We start from the raw sequence: 21,809 nt of genomic DNA on the forward strand, positions 1-21,809 counted from the left end.
TTCCGGAGGGTTCATGGTCGATGACCATGCCGATTCGGTCAAGGCACCCGGTCGAGTTCGATCCCGAACTCCTTCCGGTAGACGTCCAGGATCTCCCGATCACCCGAAAGCCTGGTCTCCTCGTGGACGCCATGGGTGGTGACGATCAGCCTGTCACCCGCGAGCGTGACCCGCCCGTGCCTGGTCGGCAGCGAGCAGGTCGGCCCCTGCGTGAAATGCGAGTCCGGCGACGTCGACTGCCAGAACGCCGTCGGGACGAACTCGTCCAGATCCCGCGGCCGCCGCTCGATCCGGTACTGGGGATCGCCGTCCCGCAGGACGTCGATGTCCCCGTGGGGCGCGTCGAGGACCAGGAACTCACCCTCCGGGTCGGCCTGCGCCTCGGTGGCGGACAGCCGCAGCGGGAACCGGCTGAACCGGCCGAAGCCGACGTCGGCCAGCCAGGGTTCGTCCAGGTCGACGTGGACGACCGCGTGGTCGAACGGCGGCCCGAGGGTGCCGTCCGGCCGGAACACCTTCGCCGGCCTGAGCTCGGCGTCGAACCCCAGTTCCCGTAGCAAGGCGGCGAAGAGCCCGTTCAGTTCGTAGCAGAAGCCGCCGCGCCGCCGTCGCACGATCTTGTCGAACAGCGCCTCGATGTCCAGGACGATCGGCTCACCGAGGTGGCTGCTCAGATTCTCGAACGGGACCACCGCGAGGTGGCGTTCCTGCAGCGTCCGCAGCGCGGCGACGTCCGCGGTGGCGGGACGGTCGAGCCCGAGGCGGTCGAGGTATGCGGCGACGTCCATGCGTCCACCTTCACACCTCGACTCCACTGGAGGTCAAGGCGGAAACAAAGAACGGGGCCCTCCCGGAAGGAGAGCCCCGCTTCGTGGCGAGAGGTCAGCCGAGCAGCAGGCCGTTGCCACCGGCGACGGCGTTGTCGAACCGCTTGGAGATCTCGGCCCAGTTGAAGATGTTCCAGAGCGCCTTGACGTAGTCCGGCTTCACGTTCTTGTAGTCCAGGTAGAACGCGTGCTCCCACACGTCGACCAGCAGGATCGGCGTGGTCGGCAGGACCAGGTTGTTGTGGTGGTCCCGCAGCTGCTGGGTGATCAGCGTCTTGCCGATCGGGTCCCAGGAGAGTGCGGCCCAGCCGTTGCCCTGGATCGTGGTGGCGACCGCGGTGAACTGCGCCTTGAACTTGTCGAAGGAGCCGAACGCCTCGTCGATCGCGGAGGCCAGCTCGCCGGTCGGCTTGTCGCCGCCTTCCGGGGAGAGGATCTTCCACCACACGACGTGGTTGGCGTGCCCGGCGAGGTGGAACGCCAGCGTGGTCTGCAGGCCGACGATGTCGCCGAAGTTGCCGGCCTCGCGGGCCTCGGCGAGCTTGTCGAGCGTGTCGTTCGCGCCCTTGACGTAGGTCGCGTGGTGCTTGCTGTGGTGCAGCTCGTTGATCTCGCCCGAGATGTGCGGCGCCAGAGCGCTGTAGTCATAGTCGAGATCGGGGAGCACGTAGCGGGCCATCGGCCCTCCTTCTGTCTTCGACACAAGTTTCCAAGGACGAACTTAGTCGTCTTCACCCGTTTGCGGCGACCGGGGGCGCCGCGTTTCTCCCCAGGTGGAACGACCCGTTCGTAGCGGCTGTACCCCGTGGGGCCACCGCTTGAAACCCACCCTGCTAGCTCCAGTTAGCTGGAGGTCAAGGCGATGTGACGGCGGTCATCAAGCCAGGTAGGGCAGCCCGACCAGGTGATAGGAGGCGATCACTCCGAGGAAGGCCACCAGTGCCACGGAAATCACCGTGTAGGTGATCCTGGCGGGGGTGTTCCACCAGCGGCGGAGCCACGCGAGCGCCGTGCAGGCGACGGCCGCGCCGGCCAGGAGCAGGACGACGTTCGGCAGGAGCAGGGTGATGCTCAGCAAGGGGGAGTGCCCAGAGGTCAGCGCGACGGCGGTGGCACTCAGATCGCTCATGAGGAGCGCGAAACCACCCGTGAACAGCAGGACCGCGAGGGCAGCGGACCAGGCGGCGACGGTCGCGAACCGGGCACCCGGCGGGTTCCGCTCACGGCCTCGCCGGACGAACGCGCGGATCGGCCACCACACCAGCGCGCCCAGCAGGAGCAGCAGCGCGATACCGAGGATCAGCAGATGCGTGGAGGGCGAACCGAGCCACGACGTGCGTTCGTGGGAGGAGTTCGGGTCGTCGCCCGCGAAGAGCAGCATCTGCCCGCCGGATTCGCGGAACGCGAGCCGCTCGCCCGCCGCGTCGGTGAACAGACCGGGCTCGGTCTGTGTCCATCGCCGGGTCCCTTCGCCGAGACCGGACGTCGTCAGCGCGCCGTCGCCGTCGGCGGTCACCGTGACGCCGCCCGCGAGCGCGCGGACCTTCGTGAAGCTGTCGTAGTCCAACCGGGTGTTGTTGTAATCGCCTTCGAACCGTGAGACGTCCCCCGTCAGTGGCACGGGAGCGGGAATGGGAGCGGCGGGCTGGAGCCGGTCGAGAAAGGCTTTGAGCACCTCGGCGGTCACCGCGGCGGCGTCACCGGAGAACGCGCCGCCGTTGAACGCCAGGTACACGCCGGTGTTCTTCTCGGGGATCAGTTCCAGCACGCTGAAGAACCCCGGTGAGTCGCCGCTCTTCTCCACCATGCGCAGGCCGTTCAGGTACCGCTCGGAGAAGCCGAACCCCATCGCGGGCAGTCGCGGATCGTTGCGGTACCGCGCGCCATGCAACTGGTCGAGCAAGGAGCGGCTGAACACGCCAGGGACGAGGTTCGCGGACAGATAGCGGCCCATGTCGGCCGGAGTGGCGACGTTCCCGTCACCGGCGGGTGGTTCGGGGCCGAAGTTGGCGGGCGGGACGACCTGCGCGGACCCGTCCCAGCGGTAGCCGGTGGCGAGTGGGACGTCCGGGGTGGGCTGGGCGACGCTGCTGTCCTTCATCCCCGCCGGTTCGAAGATGTGCTGCCGCACGTAGTCCGCATAGGACTGTCCGGACGCGAGTTCCACGAGATGCCCGGCCAGCGCGAAGCCGTAGTTCGAGTAAATGGCGACCTCGCCGGGCGGGCGGACGCGGGTGGGTATCTCGTTCGCGAGGTGCTCGGCGAGCGTCGGCAGCTTTTCGTCCCGGGGCGTGAACATCCGGTACACGCGGTCCTCGAAACCCGCGGTGTGGGTCAGGAGGGAGAACAGGGTGACCGGCCGGCCGGGGAAGGTTTCGGGGATCTTGAACGACTTCAGGTACGTGTTGACGTCGGCGTGCAGCGCCAGTTCGCCCTTCTCGACGAGCTGCATCGCGGCGGTCGCGGCGATCGACTTGCCGACGGAGTTGATCAGGAACCCGGTGTGCGCGGGGTCCACCTTGGCTTGAGTGTCCACTGAGGACACTCCGTAGCCCGCCGAGAACACGGTCTTGCCGCCTTCGACGACCACCACGGCGGCGCCGGGAATGTGATGCTCCGCAAGGCTTCGCGGGAGGATTTCATCGAAGACGCCGGCGGCGGAGCCGGGTGTCGCCGCTTGGGCGGCGGGGGCACTCAGGACCGTCGCGACGGTCAGCAGGGCGGCGGTGGCCGCGATCCGGAACATACCCCGAAAGTTAGGGATTTCCCCGGGGAGAAGGGATCCGGCGGGCCGCCGATCGGGGGGTGGGGCCTGCCCTACCCCGCGACCGGTCCGCCATCAGGAGAAGGAGAAAGGTCCGGGAGGCGCTCGACGAGGCGACCGTCAGCCTGGGTGCTTCTTGCGTGAGCCTGCCCGGCGGCTCGGTGTCCGGTGCGGCTCCGGGGTCTCGGCGCTCGCGTCCACCGGCGTCGACGGCGGCTGGCAGTCAGGCGCAGGAGGTCAGGCGGCCCGGTACGCGTCCAGCTCGCTCGCCAGCTCGTCGAACACCGCGATGTTGCACTCGAAGGCCACGATGGCCTCCTCGATCAGCCGCGCGCGCTCGTCCTCGGTCCACGGCGCCGAGTTCAGCCGCTCGCGGTAGTCGTCCCGGAACTTGGGCGCGCTGCCCAGCTGGTCGAAGTGGTAGAACAGCGAACCCGCTTCGGTGAGCTCGTACTTGCGTTCCAACAGCCGCCGGATGACCTGGCCGCCGGCGATGTCGCCGAGGTAACGCGTGTAGTGGTGGGCGACGAACCCGCCGGACCAGTCCGACGCCTCGGCGACGCGCCGCGCGTAACGCTCCGTCGAGGGCAGGGGCCGGATGGTCTCGCGCCAGTCCGGGCCGACGAGGTGTTCGAGGTCGCGTTCGAGGCTCGGCAGCCGCCGCAGCTCCTCGAAGACGAACTCGCCCGCCACCGGGTCCTTCGCCAGCTTGTCGGCGGCCTGCTCGATGGCCTGGTAGATGAAGTAGTACTGGATCGCCAGCCGGGTGTACCCGTCGCGAGTGAGCTCGCCGCCGAGCAGCGCGTTCATGTACTCGGAGTGGTTGGCCCGCTCGTGGGCGGGCAAGGTGGAGGCGCGCAGGGTCGCGGAGAACGGCCCGGATTCGACGTCGGTGGTCACCGGCATGGACAGAGCCTCCAAGCATCGATCTGACATGCTGTCAGAAAGAGCGTAAGGCACAACTGCGGGTTAGGCTACCCTAATTTTCTGGTTTCCCGATCATCCCGACCGCTCTGAGCACGAAACGGACGGCTCCCTCGATCGCGTCGTCCAGCCGTTCGGGTGGTACGTCGACGACCTGACGGCTGCCCAGCGCGGCGGTGATCATCGGGATCAGTACGTCGGGGTCCTCGTCCGGCGTCCCCTCGGCGAGGATCTCGCGCAACTGGCCGGTGATGGGGTCGGCGTGCGCGCTGATCCGCCGGTACGCGGCGGGTGCCAGCGCGGACGCGAGCGCCGTCCCCGGCGGCAGGTGGTACTCGGCCAGTACCCGCAGCTGGAGCCGGACGAACGTCGCGAGCTTCTCGACCGGGGTGTCCGCGGTCGCGACGGCCACCGTCAGCCGTTCGACGTACCGGGTCGCCTCGTCCTCGACGAAGGCGACCAGCAGGCTCTCCTTGTCGGGGAAGTGGTTGTACATCGCCGTGCGGCCGAGGCCCGCTTCGGCGGCGACACCCGCGAGCGTGATCGCGTCGAATCCGCGTTCGTACAGCTGCCCGCGCAGGACGTCGAACACCCTGCTGCGGACCTCGCGCCGGTGCTCCTCCAGCGACCGGCCGATGATCTTGGGCACGAGCCACCTCCCTGGAGGGAGACTCTAAGCCTCCAGCGACCAGGTGTGCACCGGCGTCTCGGTGGCCGACAGCTCTAGATACCGGCCCAGCATCCGGTGCAGCGCGGTCTCCCGCTCGGCGCCGCGCTCCTCCGCGCGCAGGACGTACTCCCGCTGCCATGCCGCGCCGGTCCGCCTGGTGAGGCACCGCTGCTCGATGATGCCCAGATAGCGCTCTCTCGCCTCGTCCGAAACGTCCGACCGGCGTAGTCCCTCGTGCGCCAGCGGCAGCAGGACCCGCAGCACCAGCTCGTCCGGCGGGATCCAGCCGATCCCCGGCCAGTACAGCTGCGCGTCGAAACCCCGTCGCGCCCCCGCGTACATGTTCTCCTCGGCGGCCTGGAACGACATCTGTGTCCACACTGGACGGTCAGCCTCGGCGAGGGCCCGCTGCGCGCCGTAGAAGAAGGCGGCGTTCGCGACCATGTCGACGACGGTCGGGCCCGCGGGCAGCACGCGGTTCTCCACCCGCAGATGCGGCAGGCCGTCGACGACGTCGTAGACCGGCCTGTTCCAGCGCCAGACGGTGCCGTTGTGCATCCGCAGTTCGGTGAGCTTCGGGGCCTGCCCGGAGTCGAGCGCCTCGATCGGATCCTCGCGGTCGGTCTCGGGAAGCAGCCCGGGGAAGTACCGGACGTTCTCCTCGAACAGGTCGAAGATCGACGTGATCCACCGCTCGCCGAACCACACCCTCGGCCGCACGCCCTGGTTCTTCAGCTCTTCGGGCCGGGTGTCCGTGGCCTGCAGGAACAGCGGGATCCGCGTCTCGTGCCAGAGCGCCTTGCCGAGCAGGAACGGCGAATTCGCGCCGACGGCGACCTGGACGCCCGCCAGCGCCTGCGCCGCGTTCCAGTGCGCCGCGAACTCCTCCGGCGCGACCTGCAGATGCAGCTGGACGGAGGTGCAGGCGGCCTCGGGCAGGATGGATTCGGAGTAGCTGCGCAGCCGCTCGGGCTGACGGCAGGGAAGCGGCGCGCCTTCCATCGAAAGCACGGTGCGCTCGCCGCGCGCGGCGAAGATCCGGTCGTTGAGCAACGAATACCGCGCGTTGTTGGTCAGCCACTTCTGGTCGAAGTGCTCGTGCCGCAGCGTCGGGAGGATGCCGATCATCGCCAGGGAGGCGCCGGATTCCTCGGCCTTGCGGGAGGCGGCGCCCAGATACGCGTGGAGATCATCCTCCAGTTGCAGCGCGGACTCGCCTGCCAGCGGCCGCGGCGGCACGTTGAGCTCCAGGTTGTGCTGGCCGAGTTCGGTGGTGAACGACGGATCGTTCAGCGCTTCGAGCACCGTCGTGTTCGTCATCGACGGGCGCAGCTGGCCGTCGACGAGGTTGAGCTCGACCTCGAGGCCGATGTTCTTGCGCGGGAAGGAAAAACTTCCGTCGGTGAGCATGCGGGCCAAGGTGTCGAGGCAGCGCTGGACCTTCCGGCGATAGCGGCCGCGATCCTGCGGCTCGGAGGGGTCCGCCGAAAGATTCTTACCCATGTTCGTCGAGCTCCTCATTGGCCACGCTCCGCGGGATCCAGGCGGGACTGCCAGGCGGCCCAACGGTTTCACGCCTCGCTGTCGCCCGGCTAGCGGCCAAACTGGTGCTCTCTGTCACGAGTGGTTAACTGACAGCAAAATACCTCCATTCGTACCATTTACCCGCAGGCGATCGGACGCAAACGGCGCGCAGCGGGCGGATGACACACTCTCCTGGTGGCAGAACTGATCACCATCGACGACCGCGACGACCCGCGGCTTGACGATTTCCGCGACTTGTCCACAGCCGATCGGCGTCCCGATAGGCCGGGTGGGCGTGGCTTTGTGATCGCCGAAGGCACCGTCGTGGTCGAGCGGCTGCTCAAGTCCCGCTATCCGGTCCGTTCCCTGCTCGGAGTGGAACGGCGGTTCCACGAACTGGGCGGCGACCTGGACGGCGTCGATGTCCCCGGTTATGTGACTTCGGCCGAGACGATGGCCGAGGTGGTCGGATTCCACCTGAATCGCGGCATCCTGGCCGTCGCGGACCGGCCGTCTCCGCCGCCGGCGGTGGAAGAGGTCATCGACGGTGCGCGGGTGCTCGCGGTGCTCGAAGGCGTCGGTGACCACGAGAATCTCGGTTCGCTGTTCCGCAACGCGGCCGCGCTCGGCGTCGACGGGGTCCTGCTCGGCGCCGGCTGCTCGGACCCGCTGTACCGGCGCAGCGTCCGCGTCTCGATGGGGCACGTCCTGCGCGTGCCGTTCGCGACAATCGGCTCCTGGCCCGGTGACCTGGAACTGCTGCGGGAACGCGGTTTCCGTATCGCGGCCCTCACTCCTCGTGCGGATTCCGTTTCGCTGCGCCAGTTACGCGACCAGACACCGGAGAAGGTCGCGCTGATGCTGGGCGCGGAAGGCCCCGGCCTGACCGAGGAGGCCATCGCCGCCGCCGACGTCGCGGTCCGGATCCCGATGCCGGAAGGCGTCGATTCGCTGAATGTCGCCACGGCGGGCGCGATCGCGTTCTACGAGACGCGTCCACCGCTATCGTGAGCACCCGAGCGATCACGAGGAGAACCCATGGAATTGCGGATCCGTGAGGGACGCGCGGTGCTGGCCGGTCCTGGCGGCGAAAGCGCGCGCGAGGTGGACCCGCATTCACTCGCGATCGGTTCGGATCTCGCTCAGGCGTTGCACGAATGGGCCAGGGTCGCTTCCGCCGTCGGCGGCTCCGGCACCGAGGCGGCTTCCGTGGTCTCCCAGCGAGGCCGCCAGCTCGCCCAGCGGGTCGCCGCCACGATGGGCACGTCGGTGCGGTTCGTCGATCCTGTCTCCGGCGACGGCGTCCTCATCGACCCGCCCGCCCCGGCACCCCGCAACGAACTCGCGCGGCGGCTCTTCGGCACGCCGGACCCCGCCGGGGAACCGACACCCTGGCTGACCGGGCTGACCGTCTCCGCGTTCGCCGCGGCCGTGGTCGTCGTGGCGATGCTGGCACTGGCGAACACCCTCGCGCGTGAGACCAACGGCTGGCTCGCGCTGCTCGCGTCCGCCGTCGTGTCCGCCGGGATCACGCCGTCGCTGTGGCTCGCGCGGAGGGTGCCGATCGTGCGCTGGGCCTCCTTCGGTGCGGCCGCGGGGATCGTGATCGCGTGGATCGGCGTGCTGATCGTCGTCTTCTAAAGATCGAAAACGGTGTCGATCGGCTCGTCGTGCTCGTCCTCGGCGGGTGCCGGACGGTTCGGCCGCGGCGCGGGCTCCCCGGTCAGCGCACGCCGGATGGTCGCCGTGATGACGTCACCGAGCGCGCTCGCGCTCGACGCCATCGCCTTGTCGGCGAGCCGGACCTCGCCGATCGCGCCGCCGGGTCCGACGGTCACCGTCACCGTGCCGTCGGGGGAAGTCACCTCGGTCACGTCACCCGCCGCGGCGAGCGCCTTGGCGTTCTCGGCCTTGCGCGCCTCGATCTCGCGCAGCTGCCAGCGCATTTCCTCGATCAGCTGGGGATTGCTGAGTTCCGCCATGGTCATTCCTCCGTGGTGCCCGGGCGAAGGCTGTGCGCAACGCGGGACGCGGCTTCCGCGACCGCGGGCCACGCCTCCATAGAATCCGCGGTCACCGCGAGGATCACGACGCCCTCGCCAGTGGGCAGTGGAACCTGAAACTCCGCCTTGATCCGGGGTTGGACCAGGTCTTCCGCCTGCCCGGTGAGTTCGGGCGGAAGCCGGAATTCACCGACCTCGATCGCCGCCAGTGCGGGGCCGAGTGGTAGCCGGACCGCACGAACATCCGCCAGCGGATGATTTCGCCGATGGACGTCCAGCAACACACTCGTCATCACCTCGCCGTCCGGTTCAGCCGGCCCTGTGCGGACAGACGGCAAGCGGACGGTTCCCAGCGTCAGTGTGGCCACGTGCTCCGGACCCTCGCCGACGGCGAATCTGCCGAACAGGCGGACGCCGTTGGCCTTGAAATAAGGGGCCAACGCCCTCAGATGAGCGCTGAACTGTTCGGCATCCGTCCCGGTGACCTCGGCCACCTTCTGGCCGAGGGCCTTCGTGATCTCCGCGTTCGTTTCGTCGTCGCCCGTCACCGGCATGCCGATGAAGCCGGGCGGCAGATCCAGGAGTAGGCCGGTCTCGATCGAGTTCATGGATCAGCTCCAGGCCTTGTCTTCCGCGCGTTCGCGTCGCCGCTCTTGGGTGTTGTCCGCGGCGACCCCCGCCTCGGTGGCGTTGCCCACCGCGACGGCTCCCCACAGAACGGGCAACCCGTTGAAGATCGACGCCGCCGCCATGGCGGCTTGTCCGGCGTCCTTGGGCCACCAGTAGTTCTTGAAGTCGTCGATCGGGCCTTCGAAGCTCATCCCGGCCACTTCGGTACCCGCATCGGTCTGGAACTGCGCGCCCACCAAGCCCAGACCCACTGGCTTGATCCACGGACTGTTCGGGAAGAGAGCGCCGAGGGCGGAAGTGGTCACCCCTGCCAGGTCGAACGCGATCGTCTCCGGCGAGACGTCGGCCCCGGCAAAGGCGGCCGTGGCGTGACCCGCGGTCGCGACGACCCCGAAGCCGGTGCCGATGGCAGAGACGACCTCGCCCGCGGGCGGCGGAATGAACTCCCCGGCGAGACCGAGGACGTTCCCCGCGTCACCCACGACGTCCGAAACCTTCGAAAGAGCCTCGGCGTTGTCTTGAACGGCGTCCCAGACCGCGTCCACCACGTCGGCGGTCAGGTTGACCAGATCCTTGACGACACCGGTGACCGCGTCGACTACATCGTCCAGGAGGTCGGGCTCGTCGGGAGCGAGTTCCTTCGCCCTCCGGAGCGACTCCGCAGCGCGAGCGGCGAGCGAGGTGTGCTGTGCGAGCAGGTTCTTCGCGGCTTCCTGAATCTCCGAGCAGCCGTCGATGGCCGCCTGGAGCTGTTGTCCGGCGTTGTCGAGAAGAGCCTGCGCGATCCGCAAGGACTGCTGGTCGGTGAACGTCTGGTTCGCCAGCGCGAAGTCCGGATTGGCGCGAGCCTGCTCGGCGGCCTGGGCGGCCGCTTGGGCCTGACGCTCCAGGTCCGCTGCTTGACGCTGCATCTCCCCGAGGTCACGAGCCCAGCCTTCGAGTGCGTACGCGGCTTGCGCCATCGAACGCGCGGCGCCGTCCAAATAGTCGGGGAGTGGGCCGAGACGACGAGCGAACGCTTCACTCGCTTCGCCGGTCCAGATTCCCTGCTTCGTGACGATCTGGCGCAGCATGGTGTCAGCCTCTTCGAGGTCGCGGCTGACCGTGCGGTACTTCTCGGCCAGATCGCCGACGCCCACGACGTCACCGGGAGCCGGGTCGAAGCCGAGCGCGGGGTACTGGTTCCCGGTCACCTGCCGCCTCCGAGGATGTCGGTGATGCCGCCGGTGTAGCCGCCGCCGACCGGGCCGCCGTCGTCACCGAGCGGGAACCGCGGCGAGGGATCGGGGCCACCGGCGCCACTGGGTTTCGGCGGAGCGTCGGCAGGCTCGGGAATGAGGTCACCGAGCTTGTCGAGGCCTTCGCCGAACTCTTCTTCCATCTTCCGGTACTTCTCCTGAGCGGCCTTCAGCCTTTCGGTGACGCCTTCCGCAGCTTCACCGAGCCTTCCGATGCCGAATTCCCAGGCTTCCTCGAAATCCATGCCGGATTTCGCGAGATCCGGGTTGCCGAGCGCGCCCCATACGCCTCCGCCGGCGAGTTTCTTGTTCGCGTCCGCCATCCGGTCGGCGCCGGTTTCGAGATCGCCGATGAGCTTTCCCAGCTCGGCGATCTTCACCGCGTACCCGGCCATGCCGTCCTCCCCTGTGAATCGGTGTCGAAGAGCTCAGGGCCGTTCGGCCGTTCCGGAATCTGACGATCGTTCGTTCACCCGCGTTCCCCGGACGAAGACGATTTCGTTCTGCCATTCGTATTTGCCCCGGCGCCAGGCGGTGTAGAAGTAGCCGAAACCGGCGGCCATCTGCGCCGCGAGCTCGGGATCGAGCCCGCTGACGATCGTGTTGACGTGGACTGCCGGGTCTCCGGCGGTGAACCGGTTCGCGAGCCACCCGACGCGAGTGGAACGAGGCACCAGGTAGATCCAGAGCGCACCCGCCGCGATCCCGGGGAGCAACAGCGCAGCGCCGAGGTAGAACAGCCATTCTTGCGAGGTCAGCTTGCCCACGAGCATGAGGACGCCGCACAGCAGAGCCGCGATCACGCCGGTGAACAGGGGAAACTGTGGGGAGCCCGGGTGGAACCCGCTTCGGTGCCGGGGCGGTGCGGCCGGGTCGCGCTGCAGCAGTAGAAGCCTGTCGGCACTGGTCGCGAGTTCCCGGGTGATGATCATCCCGTTCTGATGGGCGAGCTCGGCGACGTACCGGCGGGCCAGCTTCACGTGCCGAAGACTGAGCCAAGCCTCGTTTTCGCCGCGGATCCGCCGGAGCAGACCGCGTTGCCCGGCGGGGTCCGGTTTCGGCTGCCAATGGTCATAGAGCCGTCCCGGAAAGCTGTCCGGTGCGTACTGGAAACTCAGGATGTTCGGATCGGAAGGCGGGATTTCGACATACCGCCGATCGGCGGCCATTTGCCGAATCACCTGCGGATCCATTGCCCATATCGAGGGCGAGACATGGACAATGGGACGGCCGTCGAAGTGCAGGTACCGCAGTGAGGCCAGTCGGCATGCCCAGTCGACGCCCAGAGAGACCGGCTGGATGCCTTGTTGCGACAGGTACACCGATGATCACCCTCCCCGGCGCCGAGGGTAACCGAGTCACGCGCGTTTGTAGAACTTGAGACTCGGGCCGCCCGCCTGTGTCGCAGACTGCCCGTAAAGCTCATAACCGTGATACGCCGCGATCTGCACGACCAGGTCGGCGGGGATCTGATAGGCGCGCATGGCGAATTCCACGTGGGGGCTGCCGTCGAATTCCCGGGCCAACCAGCCGACGCGGGTGGTGCGCGGGAACAGGCTGGTGGTGAAAGCGGCCGGGATGGCGCCGGCGAAGGCCGCCATGAACAGGAGGCTGACGACCGGGGCTTCGTGGCCTGACGGCATTCCGACGATCACCGCCGCCGCGCCGAGGAGGACGAAGACGGTGACGGGTGCGATGTTGTTCAGCCAGGCGTAGCGGAACCGGAGGCCCGTGGGTGCGGGCAGGGGAAGCCTCGGCGGTGACGGATCCCGGCTGAGCAGGAGGACCCGGTCGCTCGGATCCGCGAATTCGGCCGCGACACGCAGGCCCTCCGTCTCGGCGACTTCCGCGACACGCCGGGCGGAGAGGTTCGCGTGCTTGAGGCTGATCCAAACCCGGCCGGAGCCGCTGAGATGGTTCAGCAGCCAGCGTTCGCGGTCTTTGTCCGGTCTGTCCGGCCCGTCGAAGACGGGGACCGGCGGGACGTGCTGCGGCGCGAACTGGAAGCTCAGGCAGCCCTGGAACATCGGCGCGATCTCCAGGTAGCCGCGGCTTCGGGCGATACCGCGGAGAGCGTCGGGATCGATCCGCCATTCCATCGGTGAGACATGCGTGTACGGCGTCCCGGTGAAAACCTGGAAACGCAATCGGACGGCGCGTGCGTACCAATCCTGCATGAAATCCCCCCGGCCCGAGGATACTGAGATCCATGGCCGGTGATCCGCTCGACTCACTCAGACGGCTGTGTCTCGCGCTGCCGGAGACCTCCGAGCGGCTCAGTCACGGCGAGCCGACGTGGTTCGTCCGCGGCAAGAAGACGTTCGTCATGTACGCCGACCGTCATCACGACGACAAGGTCGCCTTTTGGTGCCCGGCGCCGCCGGGGGCGCAGGAGGAACTGGTGGGCGCCGAACCCGAGCGGTTCTTCCGTCCGCCGTATGTCGGGCGTCGGGGGTGGCTCGGGGTACGGCTGGACGTGGACGTCGACTGGACCGAAATCGAGCGGATCGTCGTCGACGCGTATTGCCTCGTGGCGCCGAAATCCCTGATCGCGCAGGTCCCCGGACGCACGTAATGGCCCCTCCACCGGAAGGGGCCACTACGTGCGGATTCAACCTCGTTGTGATCGGACGCCCAGAAGGACGTCTTCCCAGGATGGAACGATGGGGTGGTTCTTCTTCCCCTTCGCCCGTGGAGCGGGTTCGGCCACTTCCTCCGGCTCGTCAGCCGGAAGTGGTGGCTCGGCCTCTTCTTCGGGCTCCGCGATCGGCGCGTCGATCACCTTCGCGACCGGCTCTTCGGGGGCCGAATCGAGGGTGGGCTGGACGACCGCTTCCTTGCCGGGGTCCAGCGCCCGAACCGTGCGCGGGGCGCGGTAGGCGTTGGGGTTGAGCAGGACTTCGGCGTTCTCGTCGAGGGCTTGCACGGTGCCGCCGTGCGCGCCGGGCGCGAACGACCAGTGCGCGCGGTTGTCCGAGCGGCCGGCCTTCCAGCTCAGCACGACGACCCACTTGCCGTCGTCGCCTCGCCAGGAGTCCCAGGTCGCCTGGCTGTAGTCGTGGCCGCGCTGCCCGAAGGAGTGCGCCACGACCTCGCCGAGCGTCTGGACGTCGGGGCCGTCCTCGCGGACCGGATGGGCTCGCTGGGCCAGTTCGGCGGTGCGGGAACGTTCGAGCAGGACGGGGTACGCGAACCGCTCGACGCGCTGCACGGTGACGCCGGCGCTGCTCGCGACCTGCTCCACGGACTCACCGGCCCGGATTCGTGCCTGGATCTCGCGTGGCCGCATTTGGCTCTCCAACTCGATTTCGATCTGGCCGAGGCGGGTGATGTCACCCCTCGCCGCCGCTCGCAGCCTCTCATCCGCGGGGAGCAGGAAGCGCGTGCGGCTCGCCGGGTCTTCGCACACGATGGACTTACCGTCCTCGTGCAGCCCGACCACCCGTAGCGCTCGCATTCTCGCCTCCCCGATTCTTCACCATTGTGGGTGTCCACGTTAAAACGGCGCGTCGCCTTGACGTGTGAGGCGCGCCGATGTCATGTGTCCTGCTCACTATTTTGTTCATGACGGCAAGGGGAATTCTGCGGGAGTGGCGGGCGGCTCGTGGCGTGACGCGCCGGACACGCACAGTCACGATCGGGGGAATCTACGGCAGCCGCACCTGGACGACCAGTCCACCGCCTCGGCCGCCCGGTTCCGCGCCCGCGGTCCCACCGTGCGCCTTGGCGATGGACCGGACGATCGACAGGCCGAGCCCGGCGTTGCGGGAGTCGCCGGTGCGGTCGCCCGAAAGCCGGCGGAACGGCTCGAACAGGGCGGGTACGGCGTCCAGCGGCACCTGCGGGCCCGTGTTGCGCACCACCAGCGCCGGATCCCCGCCGATGTCGACGTGGATCCAGCCGCCCTTGCGGTTGTAGGTGATGGCGTTGTGCACGAGGTTCGTGACCAGCCGTTCCAGCAGCACGGGATCGCCGGACACCGTCCGCGGCCGCAGCCGCGACTCCACCGTGACACCCGCTTCCTCGGCCATGGCCGACGCCGACCGGATCACCGTCGCCGCGACCTCGTCCAGCCGGACGGGGCCGCGCGCGGCCAGGCCGCGGTCACTGCGGGCGAGCACGAGCAGGCCTTCGATCATCCGTTCGCTGCGTTCGTTGGTGTAGATCAGATGCTCGCCGAGTTTCCGGACCTCGGGGCTCACGTCGGGATCGGCCATCGCCACCTCGACCAGCGTGCGCTGCACCGCGAGCGGGGTCCGCAGTTCGTGGGAAGCGTTGGCGACGAAGCGTTTCTGGCTGTCGAACGACACGGCGAGCCGGTCGAGCATGCCGTCGAAGGTGTCGGCGAGTTCCTTGAGTTCGTCGTCGGGGCCGTCGAGGCCGATGCGCCGGTCGAGGTTTTCGACCTCGAGTTTCCGTGCGGTGGAAGTGATCGCGTGCAACGGCCGCAGCACTCGGCTGGCCATCAGCCAGCCGAGCAGCACCGCGAGCGCGCCGGCGATCGCCAGTGCCACCAGTGATTGCCACAGCAGGGTCGAAAGCACGTCCGAGCGGTATTCGGTGATCGACGTCGCGACCAGTTCCGTGGCTTGAGCGCGCCCTGCGGGCAGGAAGGACGTCGTGTCCATGGGGTACGCGCGCTGGACCGCGATACCCGCGGCGTCGGTGGCGAACGCCGCCGTATCCGGCAGGGACGAGCTCACCAGCAGATAGTTGACGATCAGCAACGCGAGCCCGACGATCAGGAACGCGCAGCCGTAGAGCGCCGTCAGCCTGGTGCGGACGGAGAGCCGGAGCGGTTTCACGACCCGAACCGGTAACCGGCGCCGGGCACGGTCTCGATCAGCGGCGGTTCACCGAGTTTGCGCCGCAACGTCATCATCGCCACCCGGACGGCGTTCGTGAACGGGTCGGCGTGTTCGTCCCACGCCTTCTCCAGCAGGTCTTCCGCGCTGACCACGGTCCCTTCGGCGCGCATGAGCACCTCCAGTACCGCGAACTCCTTGGGGGACAAAGGAAGGAACCGGCCGTCGCGCGACGCCTGGTGCCGGGGCGGGTCGAGGACCACGCCGCCGCGCTCCAGCACCGGCGGCAGCGCCGGCCGTGCGCGCCGCGACAGCGCCTGCACCCGCGCGACGAGTTCGGCGAACGCGAACGGTTTCGTCAGGTAGTCGTCGGCGCCGAGGCCAAGCCCGGCGACCCGGTCGTTGACGTCGGCCGCGGCCGTCAGCATGAGGACCCGCGCCTCGCCGCCGGCCCCGATCACCGCGGCGCAGACCTCGTCACCGTGCACGACGGGGAGATCCCGGTCGAGGACGACGACGTCGTAGCCGTGCACTCCGACCCGGTCCAGGGCCTGCGCGCCGTCGTAGCAGACGTCGACCGCCATGGAGAACCGTCGCAGGCCCTCGGCGATCGTGTCCGCCAGCAGCCGCTCGTCTTCCACCACCAGCACTCTCACCTGGCCAGTCTGCCCCGGGAGGGGGTAAGCGCGGGATAAGCGCCGGGTCGCGTGGGTCGTGAGTGGCGTTTCGGGTGAGAACCCGAAACGCCACTCACGACCACCTGTACCGAACGCTCAGCCTGCCGGGTGCAGTTGCCGCGCCGGAATCACCTGCTGAGGGGTGTTCGGGCTGGACCACAGCAGCTTCATCGACGCTTCCCCGCCGCGTTCGGTGTGTTCGAGCCGGATCGCGTACGACCGCCCGGCGACCAGGGCGAGTGTCGCTTTGTCGACACTTGGGCCGTGCGGGATGGTGTTGTCGATCAGGAGTTTCCCGTCGACCCACAGCCGCACGGTGTCGTCCGAAACCGTGGTGAACGTGTACTTCCCGGTGTCCCGCGCGGTGACCCGGCCGGTCCAGCGCGACGAGAAGGTCTCCGCCGGGATCTTCGCGTCCGGCGAGCCGGTGAACTTCCAGTTGTGGTTCACGCCCGGCTCGACCCGGCGCACCGTCGGTGTCCCGGTGAAGTCCGCGTTCGGCCAGTACTCGGCGGTCAGCCCCGTCCCTCGGCCGGCGGGCGCCTGCGGCAGCGGATCGACGCTCAGCTCGATGACGGTCGCGACGTCGTTCGTCCGGCCGCCCGACGGCGTGAGCTTCACGCTTCCGGAGGTCTGCTCGACCCGTACGCGCTGACGGCTGCCGAGCACCCGCGCCTCGCGAGCCCGGAAAGGTGCCAACGCTTCGAGCGTCAGCGAGCCGCCCGAAGCGGGCCAGTCGAACACCGACGCGTAGAGCTTGTCGCCGCGACGGCTGACGACGCCCCAGCCCGGTTCGGCGACCAGTCCCGGCGCGCCCGCTCCGTAGACGGCGGCGGACTGGCCGTTCGTTCGCAGCCACTGGCCCATCTGCTTCAGCCGGTCGATGGATTCCTGCGGCACGCGGCCGTTGCGGTCGGGCCCGACGTTGAGCAAGAAATTGCCGCTGCGGCCGGCGATCGAGAGCAGCTTCCTGGTCAGATCCGCCGAGGACTTCCAGTTATGGTCCCAATCGGTGTATCCCCAGCTGCCGTTGAGGGTCATGCACGACTCCCACAGCTGCCCGTCGACCGGTTTGTCCGGGATCTCCTGTTCGGGCGTCCCCGTGTCGCCGTCGACCACCCGCCGTTTGCCGACGCGGTTGTTGACCACAATGGACGGATCGAGGCCGCGGACGTAGGCCTCCAGTTCCTCGCCGTCCCTTTCCGTCCACGGGTTGTTGGGCCGGTCGGTGCTCCATTCGCCGTCGAACCACAGCACCGCCGGGTGGTAGTTGTCGACGAGTTCCTTGAGCTGGGCGTACATCCGTTCCTTGTACTTCGGGAACGTCGCGGGATCGGGGAAGTCCGGGTCGTGCCAATCCCAGATCGAGTAGTAGAAGCCGAGTTTGACGTCGCGCGCGGCCGTCGCGCGTTTCAGTTCGGCGAGGATGTCGCGCTTCTTGTCGAACGCCGAATGGTCGCGGAGGTTGAACTTGTTGACCTTCGTCGGCCACATCGCGTAGCCCTCGTGGTGTTTCGACGTGATCACCACGTACTTCTGCCCGGCGTCCTTCGCCGACTGCGCGATGGCGTTCGCGTCGAACCCGGCGGGGTTGAACTTCGCGGCGATCTGCTCGTATTCGGCACGCGGGATCTGGCAGTTCCGCTGGATCCACTCCGCGTCCTGGCAGACGCTTCCGTCGGGACGGGTGTACTTCCCTTGCAGCTGGGAGTACGCGCCGAAGTGGATGAACTGGCCGAAGCGGTCGTCACGCCACCAGCGTGTCCGCTCGGCGGTGAACGGGTCGTCGTAGGCGTGGTCGGACGGGAGTGGTGCGGCTTCCGCGGAGGGCACGACGCCCAGTGCGGTGGTCGCGATGACGAGGGCCGCCAGGGCCCGGAGTGGCTTGCGGCGATTCATGCACTCCTCCTCGCTGAGGTGTGGACGTCGGGGACTCTAAGAAGCCAGAGGTCGGATGTGAACCCCTGGAAGTCTCACTAAGTGCCTAGTTCACCCGTAAAGACGGCAGATAGATCGGATCTCTGTTCCGCTGACTGGGACGGTAAGCGCGACATAAGCGACTTCGCTTACCGCGCCGGGATCGCCCGCTCCGTAGAAATCGGTGCGCCAAGACGACCGAAGGAGCAGCGATGCGGAAACGACCCATGGCGGTACTGATCGCCGGAGCGGTCCTCGCGCTGGTGGCCGGTTGCGGTGGTGGCGGGGACGGCGGCGACAAGGTCGCCTCGATCTCGTCCCCGCCCGCCGCCGGCGCCGGCGACGGGAAACAGGCCGACAACGTGTCCGACGAGGACAAGAGGCGCAACTTCGCGAAGTGCATGCGCGAGCACGGGGTCAACATGCCCGAGCCCAAGCGGGACGCCAACGGCCAGGACACGATCACCTTCGAAGCGACCGACATGCCCGACGAGAACAAGATGAAGGCCGCGGACGAGGCGTGCCGCAAGCTGCTGCCGAACGGTGGCGAGATCAAGCCGCCGACGCCGGAAGAGCTCGACAAGATGCGCAAGGAAGCGAAGTGCATGCGCGACCACGGCATCGACTTCCCGGACCCCGAGCCCGGGGGCAAGGGCGCCATCGCGCTGGGTGACGCGGGCGGCGACCCGAAGAAGTTCGAAGAAGCGGCGAAGGCCTGCGGTCTCGGCATGACCATGAGGGCGGCCCCGGCGAAATGAGCGAACACGAAGGACCCGGTCGCGCACGGCGTTCGCGCCGGACACGCTGGTTCATCATCGCGGCGGTCCTCGTCGTCGTGGTCGGGACGACGTCGGTGGTCGTGCTGACCAGGGTCACGTCGGAGGCCCAGCAGGTCGGGCAGGCGCCACCACCGGTGGAGACCGCGAAAGTCGAGAAGACCGACCTGCGGGAGGAGGAAGAGGCGAACGGGACTCTGGGCTACGGCGCGGAAAACGCCCTCGCCGGCCGGAAACAAGGCACCGTCACCGCCCTGCCGGACACGGGTGCGGTGTACACCCGGGGGAAGACCGTGTACGGCGTCGACGCCAAACCGGTGCCGTTGTTCTACGGCACGCTGCCGTTCTTCCGTGACCTGGCGGACGGGGCCGCGGACGGCCCGGACGTCAAGCAGCTGGAAGAGAACCTGAAGGCGCTCGGTTTCGGCGGTTTCGGCACCCCGGACAAGAAGTTCACCTCGGCCACCGCCGCCGCGCTCAAGAAGTGGCAGAAGTCGCTGGGCGTCGAACAGACCGGCACCTTCGGACAGGGCGACGTCGTCCTCGCGCCGGGTGAGATCCGGGTTTCGCAGGTCGCCGCGCAACTCGGCGGCCCCGGCGGTGGCGAACTCCTGAAGTACACCGGCACCGAGCGCCTCGTCGAGGTCAAGCTCGACGCCGCCAAACAGGCCATCGCGAAGGAGGGGGACAAGGTCGGGGTCGACATCACCGGCGGCAAGAACACGACCGGCGTGATCACCGAGGTCGGCAAGGTCGCGGAAACCGGCAAGGACGGCGCCGGACAGGACGACGGCAAGCCGAAGATCAAGGTGAAGATCAAGCTGGACGATCCGGCCGCGGCGGGGTCGCTCGATTCGACACCCGTCTCGGTGCGGTTCACCAAGGAAGTCCACAGTGGAGTGTTGGCGGTCCCCGTCGGCGCGCTGCTCGCGCTCGCCGAGGGTGGATACGCCGTCGAGGTCGACGAAGGCGGCAATCGGCGTCTCATCGCGGTGAAGACCGGCCTGTTCTCCGGCGGCCGCGTCGAGGTCACCGGCACCGGCCTCGCCGCCGGAATGCGGGTGGTGACGACCTCATGACCCCGGTGCTGGACGTGCGCGGCGCCTCGCGTACCTATCCCGGCGGGGTGCGGGCACTCCACGAGGTGTCACTGTCCATTGAGGACAGGGAGATGGTCGCCATCGTCGGCCCGTCCGGCTCCGGCAAGTCGACGCTGCTGCAGCTGATGGGCACGCTCGACCGGCCGACCAGCGGCGTCATCGAACTGCGCGGGCACGACGTGGCGAAACTGCCCGACCGCAAGCTTTCCGCGTTGCGATCGCGGTGGATCGGGTTCGTGTTCCAGCAGTTCTTCCTCAGCGAGGGAGTGAGCGCGGTCGACAACGTCGCGACGGGACTGCTGTACGCGGGCGTGCCGCGGCGGAAACGGCACGAGCGGGCGCTGGCCGCGCTCGACCGAGTCGGTCTCGCGCATCGGGCGGGGCATTTCCCGAACGAGCTCTCCGGCGGGGAACGGCAGCGGGTGGCGATCGCGCGGGCGGTCGTCAACTCGCCGTCGATCCTGCTGGCCGACGAGCCGACCGGGAACCTCGACACGGGCAACGGCGCGGCGATCCTCAACCTGCTCGCCACGCTGAGTTCGCAGGGGACGACGGTCGTGATCATCACGCATGACCGGGAGATCGCGGCGGGTATCCCGCGGCGGATCGAGTTGCGGGACGGCCGGATCCGGCTCGACACCGGGACGGGGGTGCTGGTGTGAGCGCACCCGTCGTCGACAAGACGCCGACGCCGAATCCGGCCAGGCTCGGCCCGCGTGACGTGCTGAACCTCGGCGCGCACGGGATGCGGACGCGGCCGATGCGGGCGGTGCTGTCCGCGCTCGGCATCGGGATCGGGATCGCCGCGATGGTGGCGGTGCTCGCGATCCCGGCGTCGGGCGCGAAGGCGTTGCAAGACCAGCTGGCCGCGCTCGGCACGAACCTGCTTTCGGCGGGGCCGGGCAAGACGATGTTCGGCGGCGACGCGACGCTGCCGGACAGCGCGGTGCCGATGGCGAAGCGGATCGCCCCGGTGACGGCGGCGTCCGCGACCGGCACCACCGACGGGACGGTCCGGCGTACGGACAAGATCGACAAGGACGAGACGTCCGGCCTCGGTGTCTACGCGGCGACCCCGGACCTTCTCGACGTCATCGGCGGCGCCGTCCGCACCGGGCGTTTCCTCCGTGACGCGACCCGCGACTACCCGGTCACCGTGCTGGGTTCGGTCGCGGCCGCGCGGCTCGGGATCGACCACATCGATCCGGCCAAGCCGCCCCAGGTGTTCATCGGCGGCCAATGGTTCACCGTGGGCGGCATTCTCGGGCCGACGCCGCTGGCGCCCGAGATCGAGCGGTCGGCGCTGGTCGGCTGGGACGTCGCCAAGCGGCTCCTCGGCTTCGAGGGGCATCCGACCACCGTGTACGTGCGGGCGAAGGATTCGCAGGTCGAGAACGTGCGTTCGGTGCTCGCGCAGACGATGAACCCGGAGGCGCCGAACGAGGTCGAGGTGCGCCGTCCGTCGGAGGCACTGGAGGCGCAGAAGCTGACGGAGAACACCTACAGCGCGCTGTTCCTCGGGCTGGGCGGGGTGGCGCTGCTGGTCGGCGGCGTGGGGGTGGCCAACACGATGGTGATCTCGGTGCTGGAGCGGCGCCGGGAGATCGGCCTCCGTCGCGCGCTCGGCGCGACGAAACGGCAGGTGAGAGGCCAGTTCCTGGCCGAGTCGGTGTTGTTGTCCGGGCTCGGCGGGATCGCCGGGGTCCTGGTCGGCGTGCTGGTGACGGCCGGGTACTCGCTGAGCCAGGGCTGGCCGGCGGTGCTCCCCGTCGGCGCCCTGCTCGGCGGGGTCGGCGTCTCGGCTCTGGTCGGTGCCGTCGCCGGTGCCTACCCGGCGATGCGCGCGGCACGCCTGCCCCCGACCCAGGCCCTCGCCTAGCTCGCGTTTCGTCCTCTGGATGCGGTAGTTCGTAGTGCCGACTACCGCATCCAGAGGACTGGATGCGGAGTAGCG

23 protein-coding genes are annotated in these 21,809 nt (G+C 68.6%); 7 read left to right on the top strand and 16 right to left on the bottom strand.

What is annotated here, in order from left to right; translation table 11 throughout:
• Positions 1-38 precede the first annotated feature (38 nt).
• The 6 genes from AC0685_RS10485 to AC0685_RS10510 all read right to left on the bottom strand — a co-directional run bounded on the left by AC0685_RS10485 (position 39) and on the right by AC0685_RS10510 (position 6,688).
• Positions 39-788 (bottom strand): arylamine N-acetyltransferase family protein, encoded by a 750-nt coding sequence (locus AC0685_RS10485; protein ID WP_478225279.1) that lies wholly within the window; start codon positions 786-788, stop codon positions 39-41.
• A gap of 94 nt (positions 789-882) precedes the next feature.
• Positions 883-1,506, bottom strand: a complete 624-nt coding sequence (locus tag AC0685_RS10490) for a superoxide dismutase (RefSeq protein ID WP_340686579.1) — start codon at positions 1,504-1,506, stop codon at positions 883-885.
• A 198-nt stretch (positions 1,507-1,704) separates the two neighbouring features.
• The gene (locus tag AC0685_RS10495) at positions 1,705-3,573 is read right to left on the bottom strand and encodes a serine hydrolase domain-containing protein (protein WP_478225280.1); all 1,869 of its coding nucleotides are present in this window, start codon (positions 3,571-3,573) and stop codon (positions 1,705-1,707) included.
• A 255-nt stretch (positions 3,574-3,828) separates the two neighbouring features.
• Positions 3,829-4,497, bottom strand: a complete 669-nt coding sequence (locus tag AC0685_RS10500; RefSeq protein ID WP_478225281.1) for a biliverdin-producing heme oxygenase — start codon at positions 4,495-4,497, stop codon at positions 3,829-3,831.
• A 73-nt stretch (positions 4,498-4,570) separates the two neighbouring features.
• Positions 4,571-5,164 (bottom strand): TetR/AcrR family transcriptional regulator, encoded by a 594-nt coding sequence (locus AC0685_RS10505; RefSeq protein ID WP_478225282.1) that lies wholly within the window; start codon positions 5,162-5,164, stop codon positions 4,571-4,573.
• 24 nt (positions 5,165-5,188) lie between these two features.
• A complete protein-coding gene (locus AC0685_RS10510; RefSeq protein WP_478225283.1) occupies positions 5,189-6,688 on the bottom strand; it encodes a glutamate-cysteine ligase family protein in 1,500 nt (499 codons plus the stop codon).
• 216 nt (positions 6,689-6,904) lie between these two features.
• On the opposite strand from AC0685_RS10510, the gene AC0685_RS10515 reads away from it, so the two are divergent.
• Together AC0685_RS10515 and AC0685_RS10520 are read left to right on the top strand one after the other, a co-directional pair.
• Positions 6,905-7,720 (top strand): TrmH family RNA methyltransferase, encoded by an 816-nt coding sequence (locus tag AC0685_RS10515; protein WP_478225284.1) that lies wholly within the window; start codon positions 6,905-6,907, stop codon positions 7,718-7,720.
• A gap of 27 nt (positions 7,721-7,747) precedes the next feature.
• A complete protein-coding gene (locus AC0685_RS10520; protein WP_478225285.1) occupies positions 7,748-8,350 on the top strand; it encodes a DUF2537 domain-containing protein in 603 nt (200 codons plus the stop codon).
• On the opposite strand, the gene AC0685_RS10525 is transcribed toward AC0685_RS10520, so the two are convergent.
• The 6 genes from AC0685_RS10525 to AC0685_RS10550 form a co-directional block, all read right to left on the bottom strand.
• Positions 8,347-8,691 (bottom strand): YbaB/EbfC family nucleoid-associated protein, encoded by a 345-nt coding sequence (locus AC0685_RS10525; RefSeq protein ID WP_478225286.1) that lies wholly within the window; start codon positions 8,689-8,691, stop codon positions 8,347-8,349. The genes AC0685_RS10520 and AC0685_RS10525 overlap by 4 nt on opposite strands.
• A gap of 2 nt (positions 8,692-8,693) precedes the next feature.
• Positions 8,694-9,320 (bottom strand): hypothetical protein, encoded by a 627-nt coding sequence (locus AC0685_RS10530; protein ID WP_478225287.1) that lies wholly within the window; start codon positions 9,318-9,320, stop codon positions 8,694-8,696.
• A 3-nt stretch (positions 9,321-9,323) separates the two neighbouring features.
• Positions 9,324-10,535: a putative T7SS-secreted protein gene (locus tag AC0685_RS10535; protein WP_478225288.1), complete on the bottom strand. Its 1,212-nt coding sequence runs from the start codon at positions 10,533-10,535 to the stop codon at positions 9,324-9,326.
• Positions 10,532-10,975, bottom strand: a complete 444-nt coding sequence (locus AC0685_RS10540) for a hypothetical protein (RefSeq protein ID WP_478225289.1) — start codon at positions 10,973-10,975, stop codon at positions 10,532-10,534. The genes AC0685_RS10535 and AC0685_RS10540 overlap by 4 nt, the downstream gene beginning before the upstream one ends.
• A gap of 33 nt (positions 10,976-11,008) precedes the next feature.
• Complete coding sequence (locus tag AC0685_RS10545; protein WP_478225290.1) at positions 11,009-11,749, bottom strand: hypothetical protein; 741 nt, start codon at positions 11,747-11,749, stop codon at positions 11,009-11,011.
• Positions 11,750-11,938: 189 nt separating this feature from the next.
• Positions 11,939-12,757, bottom strand: coding sequence for a hypothetical protein (locus tag AC0685_RS10550; RefSeq protein WP_478225291.1), 819 nt, complete (start codon positions 12,755-12,757; stop codon positions 11,939-11,941).
• A gap of 32 nt (positions 12,758-12,789) precedes the next feature.
• On the opposite strand from AC0685_RS10550, the gene AC0685_RS10555 reads away from it, so the two are divergent.
• On the top strand, positions 12,790-13,155 hold the full coding sequence (locus tag AC0685_RS10555) for an MmcQ/YjbR family DNA-binding protein (protein ID WP_478225292.1): 366 nt from the start codon (positions 12,790-12,792) through the stop codon (positions 13,153-13,155).
• A 36-nt stretch (positions 13,156-13,191) separates the two neighbouring features.
• On the opposite strand, the gene sepH is transcribed toward AC0685_RS10555, so the two are convergent.
• The 4 genes from sepH to AC0685_RS10575 all read right to left on the bottom strand — a co-directional run bounded on the left by sepH (position 13,192) and on the right by AC0685_RS10575 (position 17,961).
• The gene (sepH, locus tag AC0685_RS10560) at positions 13,192-14,037 is read right to left on the bottom strand and encodes a septation protein SepH (protein WP_478225293.1); all 846 of its coding nucleotides are present in this window, start codon (positions 14,035-14,037) and stop codon (positions 13,192-13,194) included.
• 190 nt (positions 14,038-14,227) lie between these two features.
• The gene (locus AC0685_RS10565; protein WP_478225294.1) at positions 14,228-15,385 is read right to left on the bottom strand and encodes an ATP-binding protein; all 1,158 of its coding nucleotides are present in this window, start codon (positions 15,383-15,385) and stop codon (positions 14,228-14,230) included.
• Positions 15,382-16,041: a response regulator transcription factor gene (locus tag AC0685_RS10570; RefSeq protein ID WP_478225295.1), complete on the bottom strand. Its 660-nt coding sequence runs from the start codon at positions 16,039-16,041 to the stop codon at positions 15,382-15,384. The genes AC0685_RS10565 and AC0685_RS10570 overlap by 4 nt, the downstream gene beginning before the upstream one ends.
• Before the next feature lie 117 nt (positions 16,042-16,158).
• Positions 16,159-17,961 (bottom strand): alpha-L-fucosidase, encoded by a 1,803-nt coding sequence (locus AC0685_RS10575; protein ID WP_478225296.1) that lies wholly within the window; start codon positions 17,959-17,961, stop codon positions 16,159-16,161.
• A gap of 230 nt (positions 17,962-18,191) precedes the next feature.
• Here AC0685_RS10575 and AC0685_RS10580 point away from each other — a divergent pair, with 230 nt between their 5' ends.
• The 4 genes from AC0685_RS10580 to AC0685_RS10595 are packed head-to-tail and all read left to right on the top strand — an operon-like array spanning position 18,192 to position 21,734.
• Entirely contained in the window at positions 18,192-18,737 is a 546-nt protein-coding gene (locus AC0685_RS10580) for a hypothetical protein (RefSeq protein WP_478225297.1), read from the top strand.
• Entirely contained in the window at positions 18,734-19,834 is a 1,101-nt protein-coding gene (locus AC0685_RS10585; protein ID WP_478225298.1) for a peptidoglycan-binding protein, read from the top strand. The genes AC0685_RS10580 and AC0685_RS10585 overlap by 4 nt, the downstream gene beginning before the upstream one ends.
• On the top strand, positions 19,831-20,517 hold the full coding sequence (locus tag AC0685_RS10590; RefSeq protein ID WP_034308470.1) for an ABC transporter ATP-binding protein: 687 nt from the start codon (positions 19,831-19,833) through the stop codon (positions 20,515-20,517). The genes AC0685_RS10585 and AC0685_RS10590 overlap by 4 nt, the downstream gene beginning before the upstream one ends.
• A complete protein-coding gene (locus tag AC0685_RS10595; RefSeq protein ID WP_478225299.1) occupies positions 20,514-21,734 on the top strand; it encodes an ABC transporter permease in 1,221 nt (406 codons plus the stop codon). The genes AC0685_RS10590 and AC0685_RS10595 overlap by 4 nt, the downstream gene beginning before the upstream one ends.
• Positions 21,735-21,809: the final 75 nt, after the last annotated feature.

The sequence above is a fragment of the Amycolatopsis sp. NPDC043889 genome (assembly GCF_056435645.1).

What these genes read in the sequence shown, in the direction of transcription:
- AC0685_RS10530 (WP_478225287.1), bottom strand. Translation starts at nt 9,320, where the DNA reads ATGAACTCGATCGAGACCGGCCTACTCCTGGATCTGCCGCCCGGCTTC.
- AC0685_RS10540 (WP_478225289.1), bottom strand. Translation starts at nt 10,975, where the DNA reads ATGGCCGGGTACGCGGTGAAGATCGCCGAGCTGGGAAAGCTCATCGGC.
- AC0685_RS10525 (WP_478225286.1), bottom strand. Translation starts at nt 8,691, where the DNA reads ATGGCGGAACTCAGCAATCCCCAGCTGATCGAGGAAATGCGCTGGCAG.
- AC0685_RS10490 (WP_340686579.1), bottom strand. Translation starts at nt 1,506, where the DNA reads ATGGCCCGCTACGTGCTCCCCGATCTCGACTATGACTACAGCGCTCTG.
- AC0685_RS10555 (WP_478225292.1), top strand. Translation starts at nt 12,790, where the DNA reads ATGGCCGGTGATCCGCTCGACTCACTCAGACGGCTGTGTCTCGCGCTG.
- AC0685_RS10585 (WP_478225298.1), top strand. Translation starts at nt 18,734, where the DNA reads ATGAGCGAACACGAAGGACCCGGTCGCGCACGGCGTTCGCGCCGGACA.
- AC0685_RS10500 (WP_478225281.1), bottom strand. Translation starts at nt 4,497, where the DNA reads ATGCCGGTGACCACCGACGTCGAATCCGGGCCGTTCTCCGCGACCCTG.
- sepH (WP_478225293.1), bottom strand. Translation starts at nt 14,037, where the DNA reads ATGCGAGCGCTACGGGTGGTCGGGCTGCACGAGGACGGTAAGTCCATC.
- AC0685_RS10485 (WP_478225279.1), bottom strand. Translation starts at nt 788, where the DNA reads ATGGACGTCGCCGCATACCTCGACCGCCTCGGGCTCGACCGTCCCGCC.
- AC0685_RS10580 (WP_478225297.1), top strand. Translation starts at nt 18,192, where the DNA reads ATGCGGAAACGACCCATGGCGGTACTGATCGCCGGAGCGGTCCTCGCG.
- AC0685_RS10550 (WP_478225291.1), bottom strand. Translation starts at nt 12,757, where the DNA reads ATGCAGGATTGGTACGCACGCGCCGTCCGATTGCGTTTCCAGGTTTTC.
- AC0685_RS10520 (WP_478225285.1), top strand. Translation starts at nt 7,748, where the DNA reads ATGGAATTGCGGATCCGTGAGGGACGCGCGGTGCTGGCCGGTCCTGGC.
- AC0685_RS10575 (WP_478225296.1), bottom strand. Translation starts at nt 17,961, where the DNA reads ATGAATCGCCGCAAGCCACTCCGGGCCCTGGCGGCCCTCGTCATCGCG.
- AC0685_RS10545 (WP_478225290.1), bottom strand. Translation starts at nt 11,749, where the DNA reads ATGGCCGCCGATCGGCGGTATGTCGAAATCCCGCCTTCCGATCCGAAC.
- AC0685_RS10510 (WP_478225283.1), bottom strand. Translation starts at nt 6,688, where the DNA reads ATGGGTAAGAATCTTTCGGCGGACCCCTCCGAGCCGCAGGATCGCGGC.
- AC0685_RS10495 (WP_478225280.1), bottom strand. Translation starts at nt 3,573, where the DNA reads ATGTTCCGGATCGCGGCCACCGCCGCCCTGCTGACCGTCGCGACGGTC.
- AC0685_RS10590 (WP_034308470.1), top strand. Translation starts at nt 19,831, where the DNA reads ATGACCCCGGTGCTGGACGTGCGCGGCGCCTCGCGTACCTATCCCGGC.